18 protein-coding genes are annotated in these 20,102 nt (G+C 68.7%); 1 reads left to right on the top strand and 17 read right to left on the bottom strand.

What is annotated here, in order from left to right; all coding sequences use genetic code 11:
• Positions 1-152: 152 nt before the first annotated feature.
• From QM568_RS10235 to rpsF, 17 genes are all read right to left on the bottom strand, one after another.
• The gene (locus tag QM568_RS10235; RefSeq protein WP_415138457.1) at positions 153-1,811 is read right to left on the bottom strand and encodes a dipeptide ABC transporter ATP-binding protein; all 1,659 of its coding nucleotides are present in this window, start codon (positions 1,809-1,811) and stop codon (positions 153-155) included.
• Positions 1,808-2,701 carry an ABC transporter permease gene (locus tag QM568_RS10240; protein ID WP_415138459.1) on the bottom strand — a complete coding sequence of 298 codons (894 nt, stop codon included), beginning with the start codon at positions 2,699-2,701 and terminating at the stop codon, positions 1,808-1,810. The genes QM568_RS10235 and QM568_RS10240 overlap by 4 nt, the downstream gene beginning before the upstream one ends.
• An 8-nt stretch (positions 2,702-2,709) precedes the next feature.
• On the bottom strand, positions 2,710-3,660 hold the full coding sequence (locus tag QM568_RS10245) for an ABC transporter permease (protein ID WP_415138461.1): 951 nt from the start codon (positions 3,658-3,660) through the stop codon (positions 2,710-2,712).
• Between the two features lie 46 nt (positions 3,661-3,706).
• The gene (locus QM568_RS10250) at positions 3,707-5,044 is read right to left on the bottom strand and encodes an NtaA/DmoA family FMN-dependent monooxygenase (protein ID WP_415138463.1); all 1,338 of its coding nucleotides are present in this window, start codon (positions 5,042-5,044) and stop codon (positions 3,707-3,709) included.
• Positions 5,041-6,135 carry an LLM class flavin-dependent oxidoreductase gene (locus tag QM568_RS10255; RefSeq protein WP_415138465.1) on the bottom strand — a complete coding sequence of 365 codons (1,095 nt, stop codon included), beginning with the start codon at positions 6,133-6,135 and terminating at the stop codon, positions 5,041-5,043. Before QM568_RS10255 ends, QM568_RS10250 begins: the two co-directional genes overlap by 4 nt.
• Positions 6,132-7,148 (bottom strand): aldo/keto reductase, encoded by a 1,017-nt coding sequence (locus QM568_RS10260; RefSeq protein WP_415138467.1) that lies wholly within the window; start codon positions 7,146-7,148, stop codon positions 6,132-6,134. Before QM568_RS10260 ends, QM568_RS10255 begins: the two co-directional genes overlap by 4 nt.
• A 23-nt stretch (positions 7,149-7,171) precedes the next feature.
• The gene (locus QM568_RS10265) at positions 7,172-8,224 is read right to left on the bottom strand and encodes an aldo/keto reductase (protein WP_415138469.1); all 1,053 of its coding nucleotides are present in this window, start codon (positions 8,222-8,224) and stop codon (positions 7,172-7,174) included.
• 26 nt (positions 8,225-8,250) lie between these two features.
• Complete coding sequence (locus tag QM568_RS10270; protein WP_415138471.1) at positions 8,251-9,432, bottom strand: acyl-CoA dehydrogenase; 1,182 nt, start codon at positions 9,430-9,432, stop codon at positions 8,251-8,253.
• A complete protein-coding gene (locus QM568_RS10275; RefSeq protein WP_415138473.1) occupies positions 9,429-10,814 on the bottom strand; it encodes an O-acetylhomoserine aminocarboxypropyltransferase/cysteine synthase family protein in 1,386 nt (461 codons plus the stop codon). Before QM568_RS10275 ends, QM568_RS10270 begins: the two co-directional genes overlap by 4 nt.
• Before the next feature lie 33 nt (positions 10,815-10,847).
• The gene (locus tag QM568_RS10280) at positions 10,848-11,657 is read right to left on the bottom strand and encodes an LLM class flavin-dependent oxidoreductase (RefSeq protein ID WP_415138475.1); all 810 of its coding nucleotides are present in this window, start codon (positions 11,655-11,657) and stop codon (positions 10,848-10,850) included.
• Positions 11,658-11,673: 16 nt separating this feature from the next.
• The gene (locus tag QM568_RS10285) at positions 11,674-12,936 is read right to left on the bottom strand and encodes an LLM class flavin-dependent oxidoreductase (protein ID WP_415138477.1); all 1,263 of its coding nucleotides are present in this window, start codon (positions 12,934-12,936) and stop codon (positions 11,674-11,676) included.
• Positions 12,933-14,657, bottom strand: coding sequence for an ABC transporter substrate-binding protein (locus QM568_RS10290; protein WP_415138479.1), 1,725 nt, complete (start codon positions 14,655-14,657; stop codon positions 12,933-12,935). The genes QM568_RS10285 and QM568_RS10290 overlap by 4 nt, the downstream gene beginning before the upstream one ends.
• Before the next feature lie 355 nt (positions 14,658-15,012).
• Entirely contained in the window at positions 15,013-16,386 is a 1,374-nt protein-coding gene (gene dnaB / locus QM568_RS10295) for a replicative DNA helicase (RefSeq protein WP_415138481.1), read from the bottom strand.
• A gap of 508 nt (positions 16,387-16,894) precedes the next feature.
• Positions 16,895-17,347 carry a 50S ribosomal protein L9 gene (gene rplI / locus QM568_RS10300; RefSeq protein ID WP_415138483.1) on the bottom strand — a complete coding sequence of 151 codons (453 nt, stop codon included), beginning with the start codon at positions 17,345-17,347 and terminating at the stop codon, positions 16,895-16,897.
• 11 nt (positions 17,348-17,358) lie between these two features.
• A complete protein-coding gene (rpsR, locus tag QM568_RS10305; protein ID WP_040168021.1) occupies positions 17,359-17,613 on the bottom strand; it encodes a 30S ribosomal protein S18 in 255 nt (84 codons plus the stop codon).
• 67 nt (positions 17,614-17,680) lie between these two features.
• On the bottom strand, positions 17,681-18,187 hold the full coding sequence (locus QM568_RS10310) for a single-stranded DNA-binding protein (RefSeq protein ID WP_415138486.1): 507 nt from the start codon (positions 18,185-18,187) through the stop codon (positions 17,681-17,683).
• A gap of 5 nt (positions 18,188-18,192) precedes the next feature.
• A complete protein-coding gene (gene rpsF / locus QM568_RS10315; RefSeq protein WP_415138488.1) occupies positions 18,193-18,561 on the bottom strand; it encodes a 30S ribosomal protein S6 in 369 nt (122 codons plus the stop codon).
• 328 nt (positions 18,562-18,889) lie between these two features.
• Between rpsF and QM568_RS10320 the strand changes: the two genes are divergently transcribed.
• Entirely contained in the window at positions 18,890-19,984 is a 1,095-nt protein-coding gene (locus QM568_RS10320) for a hypothetical protein (RefSeq protein WP_415138490.1), read from the top strand.
• The last annotated feature ends 118 nt before the right edge of the window (positions 19,985-20,102 follow it).

Genomic DNA, 20,102 nt, shown 5'->3' on the forward strand with positions numbered 1-20,102 from the left:
CTCCTCGCCCTCGCCCGACGCCGCGTCGACGTCCTCTGGGCACTCCTGCGCGACAACCGAACCTTCACGATCGACAGCCCAACGAAGACCGCAATCGCGGCTTGACAACTTCATTGAGACTCCTTCGGAGGGGCGGCGGATGCTGTGCGCGATCAGACGCCGGCGAATCGGGTGCCGGGGACCGCGTCGAGCAGGGTGCGCGTGTACTCGTGCTGCGGTGAGCGGAAGACCTCATCGACCGTGCCGTGCTCGACGATCGCGCCGTCCTTCATGACGGTGACGTCGTCGGCGATGAGGCGCACCACGCCGAGGTCGTGGGTGACGAAGACGTAGCTGAGGCCGAGCTCGTTCTGCAGGTCGACGAGCAGTTGCAGGATCTGCGCCTGCACCGACACGTCGAGGGCGCTGACCGCCTCGTCGAGCACGAGCACTCGGGGGTTCAGCGCGAGCGCACGCGCGATGGCGATGCGTTGCCGCTGACCCCCGGAGAGCTGGGCTGGTAGACGGTTCAGGTAGCTGTCGTCGAGCGCGACGGCCCGCAGCAATTCGCTGACCCTGGCGCCGAGCTCGGCCGTGGTCGCGGTGACCCGGAACGCGCGCAGCGGTTCCGCGATGAGCTTCGCGACCGTGAAACGCGGATCGAGCGAGGTGTACGGGTTCTGGAAGACGAACTGGAGGTCCCGGCGCATCTCGCGCCTCGCCCTGCGATCGAGCGACGTGGTCTCGCGCTCGCCGATCCACACCCGGCCCGAGTCCGCGACGGCGAACCCGGCGATGATGCTCGCGAGCGTCGACTTGCCCGCGCCGGACTCCCCCACGAGCGCGTGCGTCGTCCCTTCGCGCACGGTGATGCCGACGCCGTCGAGCGCGTCGATCGCCGTGCTCTTGCCTGCGACGCGGATCGTGTACCGCTTGCGCAGGTCCTCGGCGCGGATGGCCACGGCATCCCCCGGCTCCCGGCGCTCACCCGAAGTGGGCGCCAGCCGCCCGGCGTGCCTGGCGGGGGCGGCATCGAGCAGACGCCGGGTGTAGGCGCTGGACGGATGCCGGATCAGCTGATCGACCGGTCCGTGCTCGACGATCTCCCCGCGCTGCATCACCGCGATCCGATCGGCCCGATCCAGCGCGACCCCGAGGTCGTGCGTGATCAGCAGGATGCCGATGCCGAGTTCCTCACGCAGCCGCTCGAGATGATCGAGGATGACCCGCTGCACCGTGACGTCGAGTGCGCTGGTGGGTTCGTCGGCGACGATGATCTTCGGCCTGCCGGCCAGCGCGATCGCGATCAGCACGCGCTGCTTCATGCCGCCGGAGAGCTCGTACGGATACTGGTGGAAGACCCGCTCGGCGTTCGCGAGGCCGGCCGTGCGCAGGCTGTCGAGCGCCGCGTGCACGTGTTCGGCGGCCGTCGCGGCCCGCTCCTCGTTGAACTTCACGGCCTCGATCACCTGCTGACCGATCTTCTTCACGGGGTTCAGCGACGTGCCGGGGTCCTGCGGGATGAAGCCGACGTAGTTCCCCCGCACCCGCGCCATCCGCTTGTCCGGCCATCCGGTGACGTCGACGCCCGAATAGGAGATCGACCCGCCGCTGATGCGCGCCGTGGCGGGAAGCAGTCCCAGCGCTCCCTGGATGAGCGTGGTCTTCCCCGATCCGGATTCGCCGACCAGGGCGACCGTCTCACCGGGGTGCACCTGCAGGCTCACGCCGCGGACGGCGGACGTCCACGAGCGGTTCTCACCGCGGTAATCGACGCGCAGGTCGTCGATCGCGAGCAGCGGCTCTGCGTCAGGGGCGATGTCGGCGCTCATCGGCGGCGGTCCTTCCGGAAGGAGGTGCTGATGCGGTGGGTGGCGATCACGACGAGGGCGAGCGCGATCCCCGGCAGGATCGAGATCCACGGGTAGACGGCGAGGTAGTCGCGGCCCTCCGCCACCAGCAGCCCCCACTCCGGCTCCGGGGGCGGTGCGCCGTAGCCGAGGAAGCCGAGCGACGCGACCGCGAGGATCGAGGTGCCGACCTCGAGCGCGGCGAGCGCCAGGACCGAGCTCAAGGAGTTGGGCAGGATGTGCCGCCGCACCACGGCGAACCGGCCGACGCCGAGACCGTAGGCCGCGCGCACGTAGTCGCGATTGACGATGACGATGACCTCGGAGCGCATCACCCTGGCGAACGATGCGATCGCCGACAGGCCGACGGCGATGGCGATGTTGTGAGTCGAATAGCCGAGGACCGAGACGATGACCATCGCCAGCAGCAGACTGGGCACCGACAGGAACACGTCGATGATCCGCATGAAGACCGTGTCGACACCGCGGCCGTAGTATCCGGCGGCGAGCCCGATGACGGCGCCGACCCCGAACGCGATGAGCACGGCGAGAAGCGTGGCCGTCAAGGTGGTGCCGGCGCCGTACACGGATCGGGCGAACAGGTCGCGCCCCAGACGGTCGGCTCCGAAGGGGTGGGCAAGACTCGGCGGCGCGAAGCTCAGCGCAGGGTCGCCGGCGTACGGACTGTACGGCGTGAACAGCGAGGGGAACAGCGCCCAGCCGATCACGACCAGCACGATGATCCAGGCGAGCACCAGGACCGGCTGTCTGAGGAACTCGCGCAGCCGTACTCGGATGGCCGAGGTGCGCGGTTCCGGCGGGACGACGACGGGGGCCGGCGCCTCGGCGACGCGGGTCAGTTCGATGGTCATGGTGCTCCTCAGACGGTCTGGGCGGCGAGCGACGCACGCAGGCGCGGGTCGAGCAACGGATAGATGAGGTCGACGATGAGATTGATGAGGGCGAAGCTGGCGGCGACGAACACGACGATGCCCTGCACGAGGGGGATGTCGAGCGTGTTGATCGCCCCCTGGGTGAGCCTGCCGACACCGGGTCTGGCGAAGACGGTCTCGGTGATCACGGAGCCGGCGATGAGATTGCCGAAGGTGATCGCGGCGATCGTGAGGGCCGGAAGGCTCGCATTGCGGAACACGTCGCCGATGATGACCTGACCGCGTGTCGCCCCCTTCGCGAAGCTCGTCGTGACGTACCCGGCACCCATCTCACCGGTGAAGCTGCGCACGAGCAGCTGCGCGATCGGACCCGACACCGGGATGGCGAGCGTCACCAGCGGCAGCACCAGACTCTGCCAGCCGTTGTCGCCGAAGGAGGGGAACCAGCCGAGGGTGAACGAGAAGATCTGCAGCAGCACGATGCCGAACATGAACACCGGCACCGAGACGGCGGCCGACGGCAGCGACTCGAGCAGGTTGCGCAGCCAGGGCCTGCGGGTCGACGTCGCGATCAGCGCGATCACGAAGCCGATCAGCACCGCGAGCACCAGCGCGCCCACCGACAGGATGAGGGTGCTCGGCAGCACCTCCAGTAGAGACTGCGTCACGGGCCTGCCGGACTGCACGGAGTTGCCGAAATCGCCGATCAGGGCGTGTCCGAGCCGTCCGAGGTACTGCAGAAGCATCGGCTGGTCGAAGCCGTAGGTCGCAGCGACCTGGGCGCGCACCTCTTCCGGGATGCTGTTGAGCTCGGCCGGATCGAAGAGCAGGTCGACCGGATCGGCCGGCAGCACGAACAGCAGGAGGAAGGTCACGGTGAACGCAGCCCAGACGACGAACAGTGCGCGTCCGATCTTGAGCGCGGCGTAACGGAGCACGGTGGTCCTTTTCAGTCGATACGAGTGGCAGGTCGGTGGCGGACGATCAGGATGCCGCGCGGCGCACCTCGGGGAACGGAAGGCCGAAGTTCTCCCGCAACGTGTCCCCCTGGTACTCGGTGCGGAAGGAACCCCGGCGCTGGAGGATCGGCACGACCTCGTCGAGGAACGCCGGGGCGTCGACGGCGTTGTCCGCCGACATCACGGTGAAGCCGTCTGCGGTGCCGGCGTCGAACCAGGAGTCGAGGTCATCGGCGATCTGCTCCGGTGTGCCGAGCACGAGCCGATGACCGTTCCCCGCCGCTGAGCGCAGCAGCAGCTCCCTGGTCGTGAAGGACTGCTCATCGAGAAGGGCGAGAGTGCTCGCGTTGAAGCCGTCCGATCCCTTGCCCAGCGCCTGGGCGTCGACCAGGTCGCGGGTGATGAGATCGTCGGGTCCGATGCTTCCGACGGGGATCCCCAGCTGAGCGAGGAGGCGATCTCCCGCCTGGTCACCAAGCGTGTCGAGCAGCTCGTCTCCGCGCCTCCTGGCCTCCTCCTCGGTCGATCCGATCAGCAGCACGACGCCGAGCGATGTCTGCGGGGGCGTCGCCCGGCCGACGGCGAGCGCCGCCTGGGCGAGCTCGCGGCGGAACTCGCGCGCCCGCGTCTTCGTCTGCGCAACGGTGAAGACGATGTCGGCGAAGCGCGCACCGAGTCGGATGCCGCCGGCCGATCCTCCTGCCTGCACGATCAGCGGCCTGCCCTGCGGCGACTCGGGAAGCGAGAGGTTGCCCCGCACCCTGAAGTGGCGACCCTCGAAGTCGATGGGATGGATGCGGGAGACGTCCGCGAAGACGCCGGATTCAGCATCCGCGACGATCGCGCCGTCCTCCCATGCCCCCCAGAGCGCTGTGACGATCTCGAAGAACTCCTCCGCGCGCTCGTAGCGCTCGGCCTTGGGGATCTCGCGGTCGTATCCGAACGCCGCAGCCGCCGTGGGGTTGAGCGTCGTCACGGCGTTGAAGGCCGTGCGCCCGCCGGACACGTGGTCCAGTGCCGAATAGCGCCGCGCCAGGTTGTACGGCTCGTTGTAGGTGGTGCTGCTCGTGGCGATCGCGCCGATCCGGCTCGTGCGGGCGAACAGGTTCGCGAACAGGATCGTCGGATCGATACCCGCCTCTGGCGCCCCGGCGATCGCCGGCGTCGCCCCTGGTCCGTCGCCGAGGAACACCGTGTGCAGCTTCGCCCGCTCGGCATGCTCGGTGATGCGCGCGAAGTACTCGATGTCGAGCACCGCGAGCGGGTCATGCCCCGGCAGGCGCCAGGCGGTGCGGAAGTGCCCCGGCTGCATCAGCGAGAGGTTGAGATGGTAGCGTCCTTCGGTCGTGGCCTGCGCACTCATGAGTCCTCCTGGTGATGGCCGATACCCGGCTGCGGAACCCATCCGAGCAGCGGCGCGACCTGCTGCGCCGTGGCTGCCAGCAGGCGCTTGTGCTCCTCGAGTGCCGGCGATGCGGGCGGGAAGCTGACGAGCAGCTCGGTCGCCGCGGCGACGCCGACGTCGTGCGAGAGGCCTTCGGCGATCGCAGCCGGCTCGCCGAAACGGGTGTGGTCGCGTTCGAGGTACTCCTCCGCAGACACCCTCGCCGCCTCTTCGCGCCCGAGCGCTCCGAACCAGCTCTGCCAGCGGCGGGCACCGTCGACGAGGTTCGCGAGCGCCTGTGCGCGGCTGGCATCCGGATACACCGCCCGCGAGACGAGCACCCGCGGCGGGGTGCCGACGGGGAGCGCTGCCCGGTACGCGTCGATCAGCGCGGCCTGGGCCTCGGGACTCTGATGCCGGTTCCAGTCGGTCGCCCGCGAGAGCTGCAGCCCGTCCCCCGCGGCACCGGCCGCCCTGGCCTGCGCCTCGGCCACCGCTGGCGCGCTCGACGTCGCCTGCCACAGGCGCCGGCGCACCCCCGCTCCGTCCGGATGCAGACGCTCTCCGATGCTGTTCACCGGCTCCCCGTCGAGGACTCGATGCAGTCGCGCGATGCTGGACTCCCACACCGCGGCACGATCGTCGAGGTCGCGATCGAACGCCTCCCACGCACCGGGGAACGGCCCTGATCCGACGCCCAGTTCGAGACGCCCACCAGACAGGGCGTCGAGCGTTGACGCATCCTCGGCCACTCTCAGCGGATCCTCCAGCGGCAGGACGAGCACCCCGGTACCGAGGCGGATGCGTGTGGTGTGCTGCGCGATGGCGGCGAGCAGCACGAGCGGCGCCGAGACGTGCTCGTTGCCCTGCCGGAAGTGGCGCTGGATGACCCACCCCGAGTCGTACCCGAGTGCTTCGGCGTGCTGGAAGATCTCGATCGCCTGGGCGTAGGACGACGCGGGGTCGAGATCGCCGTCGAGGTGCAGCAGGAATCCGAGTCGCTTGCCGGCGAGCACCGCGGACCCGGTCACAGCGGTGTCCTCAGCGCCGGTGAGGGTCGCCGCGCTCATGCGATCCGCAACCCGGTGCCGTGCACGCCGTGCTGGTCGATGATCGCGAGCTCCTCATCCGTGAGCGGCGCGAAGCTCGGTGCCTGCAGGTTGTGATGCAGCTGCGCGACGGAGCTCGCGCCGATGAGCGCGCTGGTGACCTCCGGGCGGCGCAGCACCCACTGCAGGGCGAGCTGGGCGAGCGACTGCCCTCGTTGCACGGCCAGGTCGTTGAGCGCTCGCGCCCGCTCCCGGTACTCGTCGGTGATGTCATCGGTCGACAGGAAGGCGCTGTCCAGAGCCCGTGCACCCTCCGGCACGCCGTTGAGGTACTTGTCGGTGAGCAGTCCCTGCGCGAGCGGCGAATAGGTGACGAGCCCCACGCCGTCCTCGGCGGACTGCCCCAGCACGTCGCCGATCTCGAGCCGGCGATCGAAGACCGAGTAACGGGACTGATGCAGCGCGAGCGGCACGCCGGCCTCCTTCAGCAGGACGGCCGCCCTGTGCGCTTCCGCGCGGTCGTAGAAGTTCGAGATGCCCACGTACAGGGCCTTGCCGGACTGCACGGCGGTGGCGAGCGCGCCGACCGTCTCCTCGAGCGGCACGGAGGCGTCGGGGTGGTGGAAGTAGAACACGTCGACGTAATCGGTGCCGAGGTCGCGCAGGCTGTGATCCAGGCTCTGCAGCAGATTCTTGCGCGATCCGCCGCGGTGATAGGGGCTCGGCCCGATGGGGTTGCCCGCCTTCGTGGTGAGCACGAGTTCTTCGCGCCATGCGGCGAGATCTTCGCGCAGGACGCGGCCGAAGTTCTTCTCCGCCGCGCGGTGCGGAGGGCCGTAGCGATTCGCGTTGTCGAAGTGCACGACGCCGGCATCGAAGGCGGCGAGCAGGATCTCGCGCTGCGTCTCGAACGGGGTGCGGTCGCCGAACTTCTGCCACAGGCCGAACGCGAACTCGGGCAGGACGAGGCCGGTGGTGCCGGCCTGACGCCAGTTCAGATTCTCGTAGCGGTCATCGGAGGGCTGGTAGCTCACAGCGGGGCCTTTCGCGGTCGTGGTCAGTGGGAGGCGCGCGGACGGCGCAGCCCGGCGGGGGTCAGTTCGTCGGGGATGCGCCCGTTGTCGCGTTCGAGGAACGTGGTCCCCGGCGCGACGATGCGGTCGATCTCATCGAGGACGGCGTCATCGAGGACGACGGATGCTGCGGCGAGGTACGCATCGAGATGCGCGCGGGTGCGGGGGCCGATGATCACGGAGGACACGGCCGGGTGCGAGAGCGCGAAACCGACGGCGAGCTCCGGCACGCTGAGCCCTGCGCTCTCCGCGAGCCGCGCCAGCCGCTCCGCTGCGTCGAGCTTGTGCGCATTGCGCGGATCCGACACGTCGAAACGTCCGGCCCACACCCGTGCGGCTCTGACGGATTCCGGCTGCGGGGCATCCGCCCGGTACGCGCCGCTCAGCCATCCGGCGGCGAGCGGCCCGAACGTGAGCACCCCGAGGCCGTGCTTGCGCGCGACCGGCAGGGTCGTGCGTTCGACCAGCCGGATCAGCGCCGAATAGGGGACCTGCTCGGTGGCCGGCGGGATGAGACCGTGCTGGCGCGCGATGAACTGCGCCTCGACGACCTCGTCGACCCCGAACACGCTGGTGCCGTAGTAGCAGATCTTGCCCTGATGGATGAGGTCGTTGAGGGCCTCGATGGTCTCCAGGAGCGGCGTGTGCGGGTCGGGCCGGTGGGCCTGGTACAGGTCGATGTGATCCGTGCCCAGCCGGCGCAGGCTCTCCTCGACGGCCCGATGGATCCAACGGCGGGAGTTCCCGGCGTGCAGCGGGTTGTCGCCGATCTGCCCGTGGAACTTCGTCGCGATGATGAGGTCATCGCGCCTCCCGGCGATCGCCGCGCCGACGATCTCCTCGCTGACGCCCTGGTTGTAGACATCCGCCGTGTCGATCACCGTGATGCCGGCGTCGATGGCCGCGTGGATGATGTCGATCGACTCCGCGCGGTCGGTCGGGCCGCCGAAGTTCATGGCACCGAGGGTCAGGCTGCTCACCGGCACCCCGGTGCGGCCGAGCCGGTTCTGCCCGATCGTGGCCTTGTCGTCGCTCACTGCGTCTCCTTGTTGTTCTCGTGGGGTCAGAAGAGGCCGTTGGCCGGGGGGATCTCGCCGGCGAGGAACCAGGCGCCGATCGCGGCCGCCTTCCAGCCGCGCGGGTTGTGGTTGGCGACCGTGCGGGCGTTGCGCCAATGCCGGTCCAGACCGAGCTCACGATCCGTGAGCGTTCCGCCGCCGACGTCGAAGAGCAGCTCGCCGGCGAGCAGCGCCTGCTCACCCGCGCCGATGTACGCCTGCGCGACCGCGACGACGGCAGCAGCGGCGGTGGCGTCATCGCCGGCAGCCCAATGACGATCCAGCGCTTCGGCCGCGGCGACCACCTGAGCACGGGCCGTGAACGCCGCGGTGGCGATCCGGCCGGTGACCTGACGCACGTAGGGGTCCTCCACCGACGTGGCAGCGGTGGAGTGCTTGATCGGCCTGGCGACCCGCTGCACGACGTGGACCGCGTCATCCGCCGCGGCCTGCGCGATCCCCGCGAGGGTCGCGGCGAGCACGAGGTGCGCGAGCGAGCCGTGCGGATGCCGCTTGGGGGCATCCGGTTCGCCGAGCTCGGCGGCATCCACCCGCACGCCCTGCAGCAGCGTGCTGCCGCTGGCGGTGAGCCGCTGACCGATCGCGTCGAAGTCGTCCAGTCGGACGACGCCTTCGCGGTCGGTCGGCACGGTGAACGCGACGGTGCGTCCCTGCTCGTCGCGGGCGACTCCGGAGAACCACTGCGCGTGCAGGCCGCCGGTGCTGTAGTACTTCGCACCGTCGATCCGAAGGCCGTGCTCATCGCGGGTGAGCGTCGTCTGCACTCCGCCCGCCGCGCCGCCGCGCTCGTTCACAGTCCCGGAGAACAGGTCGCCGCGCAGCACCCTGGCGAGGAGCGCGTCGCGCGCCGGCCCCGTCACCGCTCCGGTGACGAGCGATTCGACGACGAGCACTCCGGGGCGCAGCGCCTGCGCGACGTTCGAATCCGCGGCGGCGATGTCGACGACCAGCTCCGCGAGCTCGCGCACCGTGGCGCCTGCGCCGTCGTCCTGCACCGGTAGCCGGTAACGCAGCAGCCCGGCGTCGGCGAGCGCACGGACCTCTGCATAGGGGTGCTCTCGTTCGACATCGCGGCGCGCCGCGCGCTCCCTCAGCGCGTCGAGCGTGGGGGCGATGGCCTCGCGGATCTGCGCGGTCGTGACCGCAGCCGCCACCGACGCGCTCACAGCCCGTCCGCCGGAGTGAATCCGCCATCGGTCACCGCGGCGCGCAGCGCCGGCGGGTTCTCACCGCGGAGCACGCGGAACGCGCGGTCCAGATCGGCGATGAGGTCGTCGACATCCTCGATGCCGACCGACAGGCGGATGAGTCCGGGGTGGATGCCCGCCTTGTCGCGCTCGGCCTGCGACAGCTTGGAGTGCGTGGTCGTCGGCGGATGCAGGATCAACGAGCGCACATCGCCGATGTGCGTCATGCGGGTGAACACCTCGACGGCGTCGTAGAGGATCTTCGCGGCATCCTGCCCTCCGGCCAGGGTGAACGCGAAGACGGAGCCGGCCCCGCGTGGGTAGTACTTCCGCGCCAACTGGTGATAGGCGTTCGAGGCCAGACCGGGATAGTCGACGCTGGACACCTCCGGCTGCTGCTCGAGCCAGCTCGCGACGGCCAGAGCGTTGGAGGCGTGCTGACGCACCCGCAGCGAGAGCGTCTCGATGCCCTGCTGCACGAGGAAGGCGTTGAACGGCGAGAGGCTGGTGCCGAAGCGTCCTGCGACGACGGCGCGGGCGAAGGCGAAGTTCGCCTTCGCGCCGAACTTCTCCACCCACGTCGTCTTCTCGGCGCCGTCCTCGAAGATCGGCTGGTGCAGGTGCGGGAACTTGTCGGGGTGCGCCGCCCAGTCGAAGCGTCCTGCGTCAATCACGACACCGCCGATCGAGTTGCCGTGCCCGGCGAGGAACTTGCTCGTCGAGTGGAACACGATGTCCGCCCCGTAGTCGATCGGACGCAGCAGGTACGGCGTCGGCACCGTCGAGTCGATCGCGAACGGCACACCGTTCTCGTGCGCCGCCGTGGCGATCGCCTCGATGTCGATGAGGTCGTTCTTCGGGTTCGGGATCGCCTCGCCGAAGAACAGTCGGGTGTTCTCCCGCACGCGACGGTGCCAGTCCGCAGGATCGTTCGGGTTCTCGACGAACTCCACCTCGATGCCGAAGCGGGCGAAGTTGCCGCGAAACAGCGCCCTGGTGCCCTCGTAGATGCTCGGGGCGCTCAGGAAGTGGTCACCGGCCTTCAGCACGCTGAGCAGTGCGACGGTGGCAGCGGCCTGACCGCTGCCGACGAGGGTCGCACCGACGCCGTGCTCGAGCTCTGCCAGTGCCTTCTCGACGGCGGCGTTCGTTGGGTTGTTGATGCGCGAGTACACGTACCCGAGATCGGTCCCGGCGAAGCGCGCCCTGGCGTGCTCGAAGTCGTCGAAGATGAACCCGGCGCTGAGGTACAGGGGGGTGATGCGGGCGCCGTGACCGGCCTCGCCGAGATAGCCGGCGTGCACCTGCTCGGTGCTGAAGCCGAATTCGTGCGGCGGGGCGAGAGTGGAGATGTCAGTCATTCGAGGTGGTCTTCTCTGTGAGGATGCGGGTGATCACGCGGGGACGGCGGCGCTCTCGCGTGCCTGCCAGAGCGTCGGTCCCGCGGCGTCGGAGCGCGGCGTGGTGGTCAGAGCGGCGTCGAGCTCGACGGCGAACGCCTCGAGCGGGACGTCGATGGACAGCAGCACGCCATCGGCGTCGAGCGAGGTCCCTCTGGTCCAGATCACCGGACGGTACGTGCGGATGCCGGCGGAGGAGGGCTCCGACGAGACGAGGGCGTCGATGTCATCGCTCTCCTCATCGGCGAGCAGCACCGGACGGCGATCGGGGGCGATCGGCACGTTCAACGCACCAGCGACGCCGTACACCTCGCCCTGGTGACCGGCGGGGGTGATCCGGCTGACGTCGGCGAACAGTCCCGCCTCGCGATCGCCGATCAGCGCGGACTCGGGGAAGCTGTCCCAGAGCCGGCGCAGCACCCGCGCGTATTCTCCGACGACCCCGGTCGTCACCGCGGAGCGGGAGGATTCGGTGACGGCATCCGTCCCGGTGTCACGCAGGTAGACACCCGCTCTGCCCCCGGTGATGCGCGCGAGCGTCTGCACGCGGCGGGCGAGGTTGAAGGGCGCATGCCGTCCGGTGTGCGCCTCGATGAGGATGGGCACGTCGGCCGTGCTGCTGACGAGGCCCGCGAGCACGCTCGGATCGATGTCACCGGCATCGGCGTGCGTGATCAGCACCGCATCGACGCCGTGCGACGACGCCACCGCGAGCATCTCACGGACCGCGGCCAGGGCCGATGCGGGATCGGATGCCGCCGCGATGCGCGGCAGCCGGACGATGACGGGAACGGAGGAGGTCATGATCGGATGCCCTTCTTCACCAGGTGGCGGCGAGTGCAGCGGTGCTGCGCCGCAACGGTGCCTGCACGGGAAGACCCAGATGGTCACGGAGAGTGCTGCCGGTGTACTCGGTGCGGAACAGCCCCCGGCGCTGCAGCTCGGGGATGACCTGCTCCGCGAAGTGGTCGAACCCGCTCGGCAGCGCATCCGGCATGACGTTGAATCCGTCGGCGGCGCCTGCGCGGAACCACCGCTCGATGTCGTCAGCGATCTGCTCGGGGGTGCCGACCACGATGCGGTGCCCTGCGCCGCCGCCGAGAGTGCGCAGCAGGCGGCGATAGGTCGGACGCTCCCGCTCGATGATGCCGAGCACCAGTCGGTAGAAGGTCTGCGAACCCCCGGCGGACTCCGGCGCCGGAAGAGCGTCCAGCGGCACGGTCTCGTCGAGATCGACGCCGCTCAGATCGAGCCCGAGCTGGGCGCTGAGGCGGTTCACCGCGTACGGCTCCGGCACCAGCTCGGCCAGCAGCTCTCGCCGCTCCTGCGCCTCGGCCTCGGTGCTGCCGACCACCGTCGACAGGCCGGGGAGGATCGCGACGTGCTCCGGCCTGCGGCCGAAGCCGATCGCATGCTCATCGACGGCACGGCGGAACGCGAGCGCCTCGTCGAGCGTCTGCGCGGCGGTGAAGATCACTTCGGCGTGCTCGCCGGCGAGTCTCGTACCGTCCTTCGATGCCCCTGCCTGCACGAGCACCGGGCGTCCCTGCGGCGAGGGCGCGACCGCCGGCGCGCCCTCCTGGCCCGCCCACGCCGCGATCACCCGGGCGGTGACGTCGCTCGCCCTCGTGTACCGCGCGGTGTGGTCCGGTTCGCCGTCGCGTCCGAAGTTGGCTGCGGCAGCAGATCCGGCCGTGGTGACGACGTTCCATCCGAATCGGCCGCCCGAGAGCGCATCGATCGAGGCGAGGCGAGCGGCGAGCTCGTCGGCATCGTTGTAGCTGGAGGAGAACGTGCCGATCAGCCCGATACGGTCGGTCTCGGCCGCGATCCGTCCGAGAAGGACACTCGGTTCGAAGCTGTTCCCCGACCGGTGGGCGAGATCGGGTTCGAGCCCCGGACCGTCCGCGAGGAAGATGGCGTCGAGCTTCGCCGCCTCCGCCTTCTTCGCGATCTCCACATAGTGCTCGAGCTGATACGCCGAGAGCGGATCGTTCTCCGGCACCCGCCATGATCCGCCGAAGACACCGGCGTTGAGGATGTTGACGTTGATGTGCAGCTCGCGCCGCGTCGACGGGCTCATCCCTTGCTCTTCCACGTGTCGACGAAGTGGTTGCGTGCCTGCGCATCGAAGATGATGCCGTGCACGGAGGGCGACTGCGCGATGACCTGCGACGGGTTGTAGATCGGGCTGGTGAGCGCGTACTCCTCGAGGATCAGGTCCTGCGCGTCCGCCGCGTACTCCGCACGCTGCTGCGGATCGAGGGTGAGTTCGAGCCGCCCGAGGCGCTCGATGATGTCGTCGCGTCCCGCGAAGTCGTCGTCGATGTAGGCGCCGTTCCCGATCAGCGGGCTGTACTGCAGGTTGAGCACGGCCGGGTCGTTGCGCGACCGGTTGGCTGCGACGACGTTCCAGTCGGTCTTCGCTGAGGCCACTGCCGCAGCGTAGTCGGCGAGCGGAAGCACGTTCAGCTGAAGATCGATGCCGATCGCGGCCAGGTCCTGCTGCACCGACTCGTAGGCGGGCTTGTTGGCGACGAGGTTGCTGATGCCGAGCAGCTTCACCTCGAGACGCTGCCCGTCCTTCTCGCGGATGCCATCCGCACCCTCCGTCCAGCCGGCATCCTCCAGCACCTGCTCCGCGGCATCCGGGTCGTACTTCAACACCGTGTCGCTGTGGTCGACGTACCCTGTGACCGAGTCGGCGAGCACGGAGGTGGCGACCGAGTAGTTGTCGGTGAGCACCGTCTTCTCAACGGCATCCCTGTTCCATCCGAGCTGGATCGCCTTCCGAACGGCGATGTCGTTCGTCGGGAACAGCGAGGTGTTGAAGTTGAAGAAGATCGCGGTTCCGGAGACCTGACGCGAGATGATCTCGAACCCGGCCGCCTCCAGCGGAGCCTCGTCGGTGGTCCCCACATCGAGCGTGGCGTCGATCTCGCCGGACTGCAGCGAGCCGGTGCGCACACTGGCCTCGGGGATCACGTTGAAGACGATCTTGTCGAGGTACGCCTCGCCTTCGTGCTCGATCGCCGGCGGTGACCAGTTGTAACCATCGCGCTTGACGAGAACGGTGCGCACCTGTTCGGTCCACTCCTCGTACACGAAGGGACCGGTGCCGATGATCTTGGTGGGGTCGGTGCGCTCCTCGGCGCTGAGCGCCAACGTGGACAGCGACAGGAATCCAGGGCCGGCGTTCGCGGTGAACGAGGACGCCTGCAGGAAGCTGGCGCTCGGCTTCGAGAACGTCACCGTCACGGTGAACTCGTCGTCGACGACGGTGTCCAGGTAGTTCGGGAACAGCACCGCGCCGTTGGGGCTGATGCCCAGGGCCTGATCACCGTGCACGTACTGGTCGAAGTTCGCCTTGACCGCCTCGGCGTTGAACGGCGTGCCGTCCGAGAAGGTGACGTCGTCACGCAGGTGGAAGGTGAAAGCGGTGAGATCGTCGTTGACCTCCCATGAGGTCGCCAGCCATGGCGTGATCTCGCCGGTGTCCGGGTCCTGCCAGGTGAGCTTGTCGGTGATGTTGTCGGCGATGATCGACTCGGCGTAGTTCGTTCCCCAGTGCGGGTCGGGGCTGCGCTGATAGTCGATCAGCGCGAACTCGAGGGTGCCGCCGGAAACCGGAGTGCCGTCATCCGCGCTCTCCCCCTCCGCAGCCGATGAACCGCCGCCGTTGAGCGCGGAGACGACGATCGCGACGACGGCGGCCGCGGCGACGAGCGCGCCGGCGCCCGCGACCCACGGCCACTTCTTGCGGGTCGGTTTGCCACTCTCGATGGAGGTGCGCAGATCTGACATCTCGGTGTTCCCTCTGGTCTCTTCGTGTCCGACGTGGTGGCGGAGAACGGGTGGAAAGTGTGCCCGGATGCCCGCCTGATGGCGCGCCGAACACCGCGCTCTCGTCGTCGCGGGGACGGTGCTTCGGCGAGAGCGAGCGGTGTTTCGCGGGGCTTTCCAGGAGCATAGAGAGGGCGCGCGGGCGCACGTGACTCACGTGACTCACGGTGACAGCGTGTGACGCCGCTTCTCCTCAATGCACGTCATATGTCACGCAGCTCACTGTGCATCACGGGAAGCTGCCCGCATCCGCGATCCGAAGTCGGGCCCGGGACGGGAAAGGACGGGGAGGCGTGAGCACGCCGCCGGCCTGACGTCAGTGGAAGTCCCCACCCACCGCCATGTCGGCGAAGCGCGAGTAGTGCCCCTGGAACGCCACAGTGATCGTCGCGGTGGGGCCGTTTCGGTGCTTGGCGACGATGAGGTCGGCCTCGCCGGGGCGCACGTCCTTGTCGTAGACGGAGTCGCGGTGCAGGAGGATCACCATGTCGGCGTCCTGCTCGATCGAGCCCGACTCGCGCAGGTCGCTGATGGCGGGCTTCTTGTCCTGCCGCTGCTCGGGACCGCGGTTCAGCTGCGAGAGCGCGATGACGGGCACCTGGAGCTCCTTGGCGAGCAGCTTCAGCGCCCGCGAGAACTCCGAGACCTCCTGCTGACGCGACTCGACGCGCTTGCCGCTCGTCATCAGTTGCAGGTAGTCGATGATGACCATCTTCAGCCCAGCCCGCTGCTTGAGCCGGCGGCACTTGGCCCGGATCTCCACGAGCGTCATGTTCGGGCTGTCGTCGATGTAGAGCGGGGCGTCGTTGATGCGGCCGCGGGTCGCGGCCACCGTGGTCCAGTCGCGCGGATCGAGGGTGCCCTTGCGCATGTGCTGCAGCGGGATGGCCCCCTCAGCGCTGAGCAGACGCATCGCGATCTCGCTCTTGCCCATCTCCAGCGAGAAGAAGATCGACGGCTCGTTGTGCCCGATCGACGCCGCGCGGGCGAAGTCGAGGGCGAGGGTCGACTTGCCCATCGCCGGCCGCGCCGCGACGACGATCATCTGACCGCCGTGCAGGCCGTTGGTGAGCTCGTCGAGCTCTCGGAAGCCGGTCGGGATGCCGGTCATCGAGCCGTCGCGGCCGTTGGCGAGCTCGATCTCCTCGACGGCCGCGTCAACGGCGACGGTGAGTGGGACGTAGTCCTCGGCGGTCTCGGATCCGGTAACCGAGTAGATCTCGGCCTGCGCGTTGTTGACGATGTCGGTCGCGTCGCCCTCGCCCGCGTAGCCGAGTTGGACGATGCGGGTGCCTGCGTCGACGAGCCGGCGCAGGATCGCGCGCTCCGACACGATGCTGGCGTAGTAGCCCGCGTTGGCGGCGGTCGGCACGATCGAGGTGAGCGTGTGCAGGTAGTCGGCCCCGCCCGCCCTGCCCAGTTCTCCGGTCTTGATGAGCTCATCGGTGACGGCGACGACGTCGGTCGGCTCGCCGTGCGAGTACAGCGAGAGGATGGCCTCGAAGATCAGCTCGTGCTTGGGGATGTAGAAGTCGGCGCCCTTGAGCGATTCGATCACATCGGCGACGGCGTCCTTCGACAGCAGCATGCCGCCCAGCGTGCTCTGCTCGGCGAGCAGATCGTGCGGGGGCGTGCGCTCCGGCTGGCGCTGCCCTCCGAGGCGCTCCTCCGAGATGTCGGCGATAGACAACAGGGTTCCCTTCGACGCGACGAGTGTGTGCTTTCGTGACCGCTCCTGGTCAGGTGGACAGCACATCATGGACCCCTGACATCCGGGCGCTCGACCACGCTATTCACGCCATTGGCACCCCGCAACACCACCTGTGGATAACTATGTGGAGAAGATGCGGAGAAACGCGGCGAGTCTGTGGGGAACCTATGTGGATAACCCCGTGGACTACCCACCGGGAAGACTTTTATATCTCGCTTGAACAGGGCTTTTCGGTTTCCCCACCCTGTGTACAACAATCGACCTAAACCGCGGATTGAAGGTTGCCCTCACCGCGTGCGAATGTGTAGAACCTTGGGGAAAAGTCAAGCCCGAATGCACTCGGGCGCGTCACGCGGAGACGCATTCCAGAACATCCGGGCATCACGGCCGCAGCATCCTGCGCACGCCATCGACAGGCGCCCGTCGAGGGCGCCGAAGACGCAGAGAACCCCCCGCCCTGAGGCGAGGGGTTCTCGTGTGCAGATGCCTACTTGGCGGCGACGACCTGCAGCGTGATCACGGCGGTCACGTCGTCGTGCAGACGAACGGTGGCCTCGTGCTCGCCGGTCGACTTGATCGCCGAGGTGATGTGCACCTTGCGCTTGTCGATCGATCCGAGACCGGCTGCCGCGACGGCGTCAGCGACATCGGCGGTCTTGACCGAACCGAACAGGCGGCCGGCGGAGCCCGCCTTGACGGCGAGGCGCACCTTGGTGGCCTCGAGGGCGTTCTTCAGGGCCACGGCCTCGTCGCGGTCGTGGATCGCGCGCGCCTGACGAGCAGCCTGGATCGAAGCGACCTGCTTTTCGCCACCGCGGGTCCACGCCGTAGCGAAGCCCTGGGGGATGAGGTAGTTGCGGGCGTACCCGTTCTTGACCTCGACCACGTCACCGGCGCTTCCGAGCCCGGCGACCTCGTTCGTGAGAATCAGCTTTGCCATGTCGGTACCCCTCAGCGGCCAGCGCCGGCGTAGGGCAGGAGAGCCATCTCGCGAGCGTTCTTGATCGCCTTGGCGATCAGACGCTGCTCCTGCACGGAGACACCGGTGATACGACGGGCGCGGATCTTCCCGCGCTCCGAGATGAACTTGCGCAGCGTCGCGACATCCTTGTAGTCGATGACGCCAACGCGGATGGACTTCGCGGGGGCGGCGTTCTTCGCGCCCTTCCGCGGCTTGCGGCGATCGCCGCTCGACTTTCCAGCCATTTTCTTCCTTAGTGATGAGTCGGATGCCGAGCCCTTCGACGGGCTCAGGAACCGGATGCAGTTGAAATCAGAACGGGGTGTCGTCGCCGAAGCTGCCCGGCGTGCTCCACGCGTCAGCGCTCGTCGACGAACCGGGCGTGGACCACGGCTCCTCCGACACCTGCTGCGCGGAGCGCGACGGACCGCCACCCTGGAAACCGCCGCCGTTCGACGCCGCACGGGTGACCTGCGCGGTCGCGTAGCGGAGCGAGGGGCCGATCTCGTCGACCTCCAGCTCGATCGCGGTGCGCTGGTTGCCGTCGCGGTCCTGGTAGGAGCGCTGACGCAGGCGTCCCTGCGCGATGACGCGCATGCCCTTGGTCAGCGAACCCGCCACGTGCTCGGCGAACTCGCGCCAGACCGACGCGCGAAGGAACAGCGCATCGCCGTCCTTCCACTCGTTGGCGGCGCGGTCGAAGTTGCGAGGCGTCGAGGCGATGGTGAAGTTCGCCACCGGCAGTCCGTTCTGCGTGTACCGCAGCTCGGGGTCGGCCGTGAGGTTTCCCACCACGGTGATGACTGTTTCGCCGGCCATGAGGCTTAGGCCTTCGCGACCTTGGCGGACTTGCGAGCGGCCTTCTCCTCCGAGCGCTTGGCCTCGGCGGCGACCATGGCCTGTGCCTCTTCGGCACGCAGCACCTTGGTGCGCATGATCGACTCGTTCAGCTTGAGCTGACGGTCGAGCTCCTGCGTGGCCTCGCTGGTCGCGGTGAAGTTGACGACGGCGTAGATGCCCTCGCTCTTCTTCTGGATCTCGTAAGCAAGACGGCGCTTGCCCCAGATGTCGACCTTGTCGATCGAGCCACCATCGTTGGTGATGACCTTCAGGAACTTGTCGAGCGTGGGGGCTACCGTGCGCTCATCGATCTCAGGGGTCAGAATGACCATGAGTTCGTACTGGTGCGTCACTTACCCACCTCCTTCGGACTAGAACGGCTCCCGGGGCTTTCCCGGAAGCAGGAGGGTGTGCAGCAGTCGCCCGCCCTGGCCTCCGAATGGATGCCGGAAGGCAGACAACCTGCACAGTCTACCTGAGAACCGCGCGCCGTGCGAACGGCCCCGAAACAGAAGCTGAGGGTCGGTGGTCGGTTTGTCGGGTGCGGATGCCGGTGCTGCGGCGTGTCGGGCCGGATCCGCCCGACATTCGGCAATCGGCCCGACAAAGTGCCCGCCACCTGCCTCACCCCGGCCGCGATCGGGCATGGAGCCGCCGCGGCTTCGTGAGTAGCGTTGAGCCGTGAACTTCGATGCGCAGCCGCTCACCGGGCCCGTCGACCGCCACGAGGTCGCCGCCTTCGCCCGCGAGCTGCGCGCCCGCGGCTCCCTGCGCCCGTCCGGCTGGTCGGCCTTCGCCGTCGTGATCGCCGTGATCGTCGGCGCCGTGGTCGTGCCGCTGACGCTGATCGGCACACTGATGACGCTGTTCACCGACCCGGCGGATCTCGGCAGAGCGCTGCTGCCAGCTGCCGTCTTCGTCGTCATCGGGGTCGTCGCGCTCGTCGTGACCGTGAGCGGATGGCGGCGCAGCCGCGTCACCCGCTACCGCCTGAGCCGCTTCGCCGCCGCGAACGGCATGACCTACGAGCCCCGCATCGTGGACCCGCCGCTGCCCGGCATGATCTTCGGCCTCGGGCACTCCCGCACGGCGACCGACCTCGTGCGGGGCACGTACCCGCGGTTCGTCGAGTTCGGCAACCACCAGTACACCGTGCGGCACGGAAAGAACTCCACCACCCATCGCTGGGGGTACGTGGCCGTGAAGCTCGACGTGCCGCTGCCGAACATCGTCCTGGACGCCAAGGGCAACAACGGCTTCGGCACCAATCTGCCCGCCTCCTTCCACAAGGCCCAGCGCCTCTCGCTCGAGGGCGACTTCGACAGGTATTTCGACCTCTACTGCCCCGCCGGCTATGAGCGCGACGCCCTGTACCTGTTCACGCCCGACATCATGGCGCGCTTCATCGACAACGCCGCAGAGCTCGACGTCGAGATCGTCGACGACTGGCTGTTCCTCTACACGCGGCGGAAGGCGTCGAGCCTCGATCCCGCGACATGGGCATGGCTGTTCGGCGCCGTCGGCGCCCTCCTGGCCAAGCTCGACCAGTGGGCGCGATGGCGGGACGAGCGGATGCCGGTGGCCACCGCATCCGCTCCGGCTCCGGCCGACGGCGCGCTCCCGTTCGCCGCACCCGTTGGGATGCTCACGCCGCCGCCCGGGGTCGCACACGAGGGACGTCGGCTGAAGCGCAGCGCGAGCTGGGTGACGATCGTCGCGGCCATCGCCATCGGCGCCGTCTACATCGCGATGCGGATCGCCGATCTTGCGCACTGAACCCGCGGCCATCGAGAAGGGTATTGGGGGCGGGTGCTGAGTTCAGAATCAGCTGCCCGCCCCATCCCCCCTCGGGATCAGAAGGAACTGGGGACCCCTTCTGCAATGGCGGCCGAGC

Source organism: Microbacterium sp., from assembly GCF_047607465.1.
GTDB lineage: Bacteria > Actinomycetota > Actinomycetes > Actinomycetales > Microbacteriaceae > Microbacterium.

Coding starts and splice junctions, on each gene's coding strand:
- QM568_RS10235 (WP_415138457.1), bottom strand. CDS start 1,811: ATGAGCGCCGACATCGCCCCTGACGCAGAGCCGCTGCTCGCGATCGAC.
- QM568_RS10240 (WP_415138459.1), bottom strand. CDS start 2,701: ATGACCATCGAACTGACCCGCGTCGCCGAGGCGCCGGCCCCCGTCGTC.
- QM568_RS10250 (WP_415138463.1), bottom strand. CDS start 5,044: ATGAGTGCGCAGGCCACGACCGAAGGACGCTACCATCTCAACCTCTCG.
- QM568_RS10255 (WP_415138465.1), bottom strand. CDS start 6,135: ATGAGCGCGGCGACCCTCACCGGCGCTGAGGACACCGCTGTGACCGGG.
- QM568_RS10275 (WP_415138473.1), bottom strand. CDS start 10,814: ATGACTGACATCTCCACTCTCGCCCCGCCGCACGAATTCGGCTTCAGC.
- QM568_RS10280 (WP_415138475.1), bottom strand. CDS start 11,657: ATGACCTCCTCCGTTCCCGTCATCGTCCGGCTGCCGCGCATCGCGGCG.
- QM568_RS10285 (WP_415138477.1), bottom strand. CDS start 12,936: ATGAGCCCGTCGACGCGGCGCGAGCTGCACATCAACGTCAACATCCTC.
- QM568_RS10290 (WP_415138479.1), bottom strand. CDS start 14,657: ATGTCAGATCTGCGCACCTCCATCGAGAGTGGCAAACCGACCCGCAAG.
- rplI (WP_415138483.1), bottom strand. CDS start 17,347: ATGGCAAAGCTGATTCTCACGAACGAGGTCGCCGGGCTCGGAAGCGCC.
- rpsR (WP_040168021.1), bottom strand. CDS start 17,613: ATGGCTGGAAAGTCGAGCGGCGATCGCCGCAAGCCGCGGAAGGGCGCG.
- QM568_RS10310 (WP_415138486.1), bottom strand. CDS start 18,187: ATGGCCGGCGAAACAGTCATCACCGTGGTGGGAAACCTCACGGCCGAC.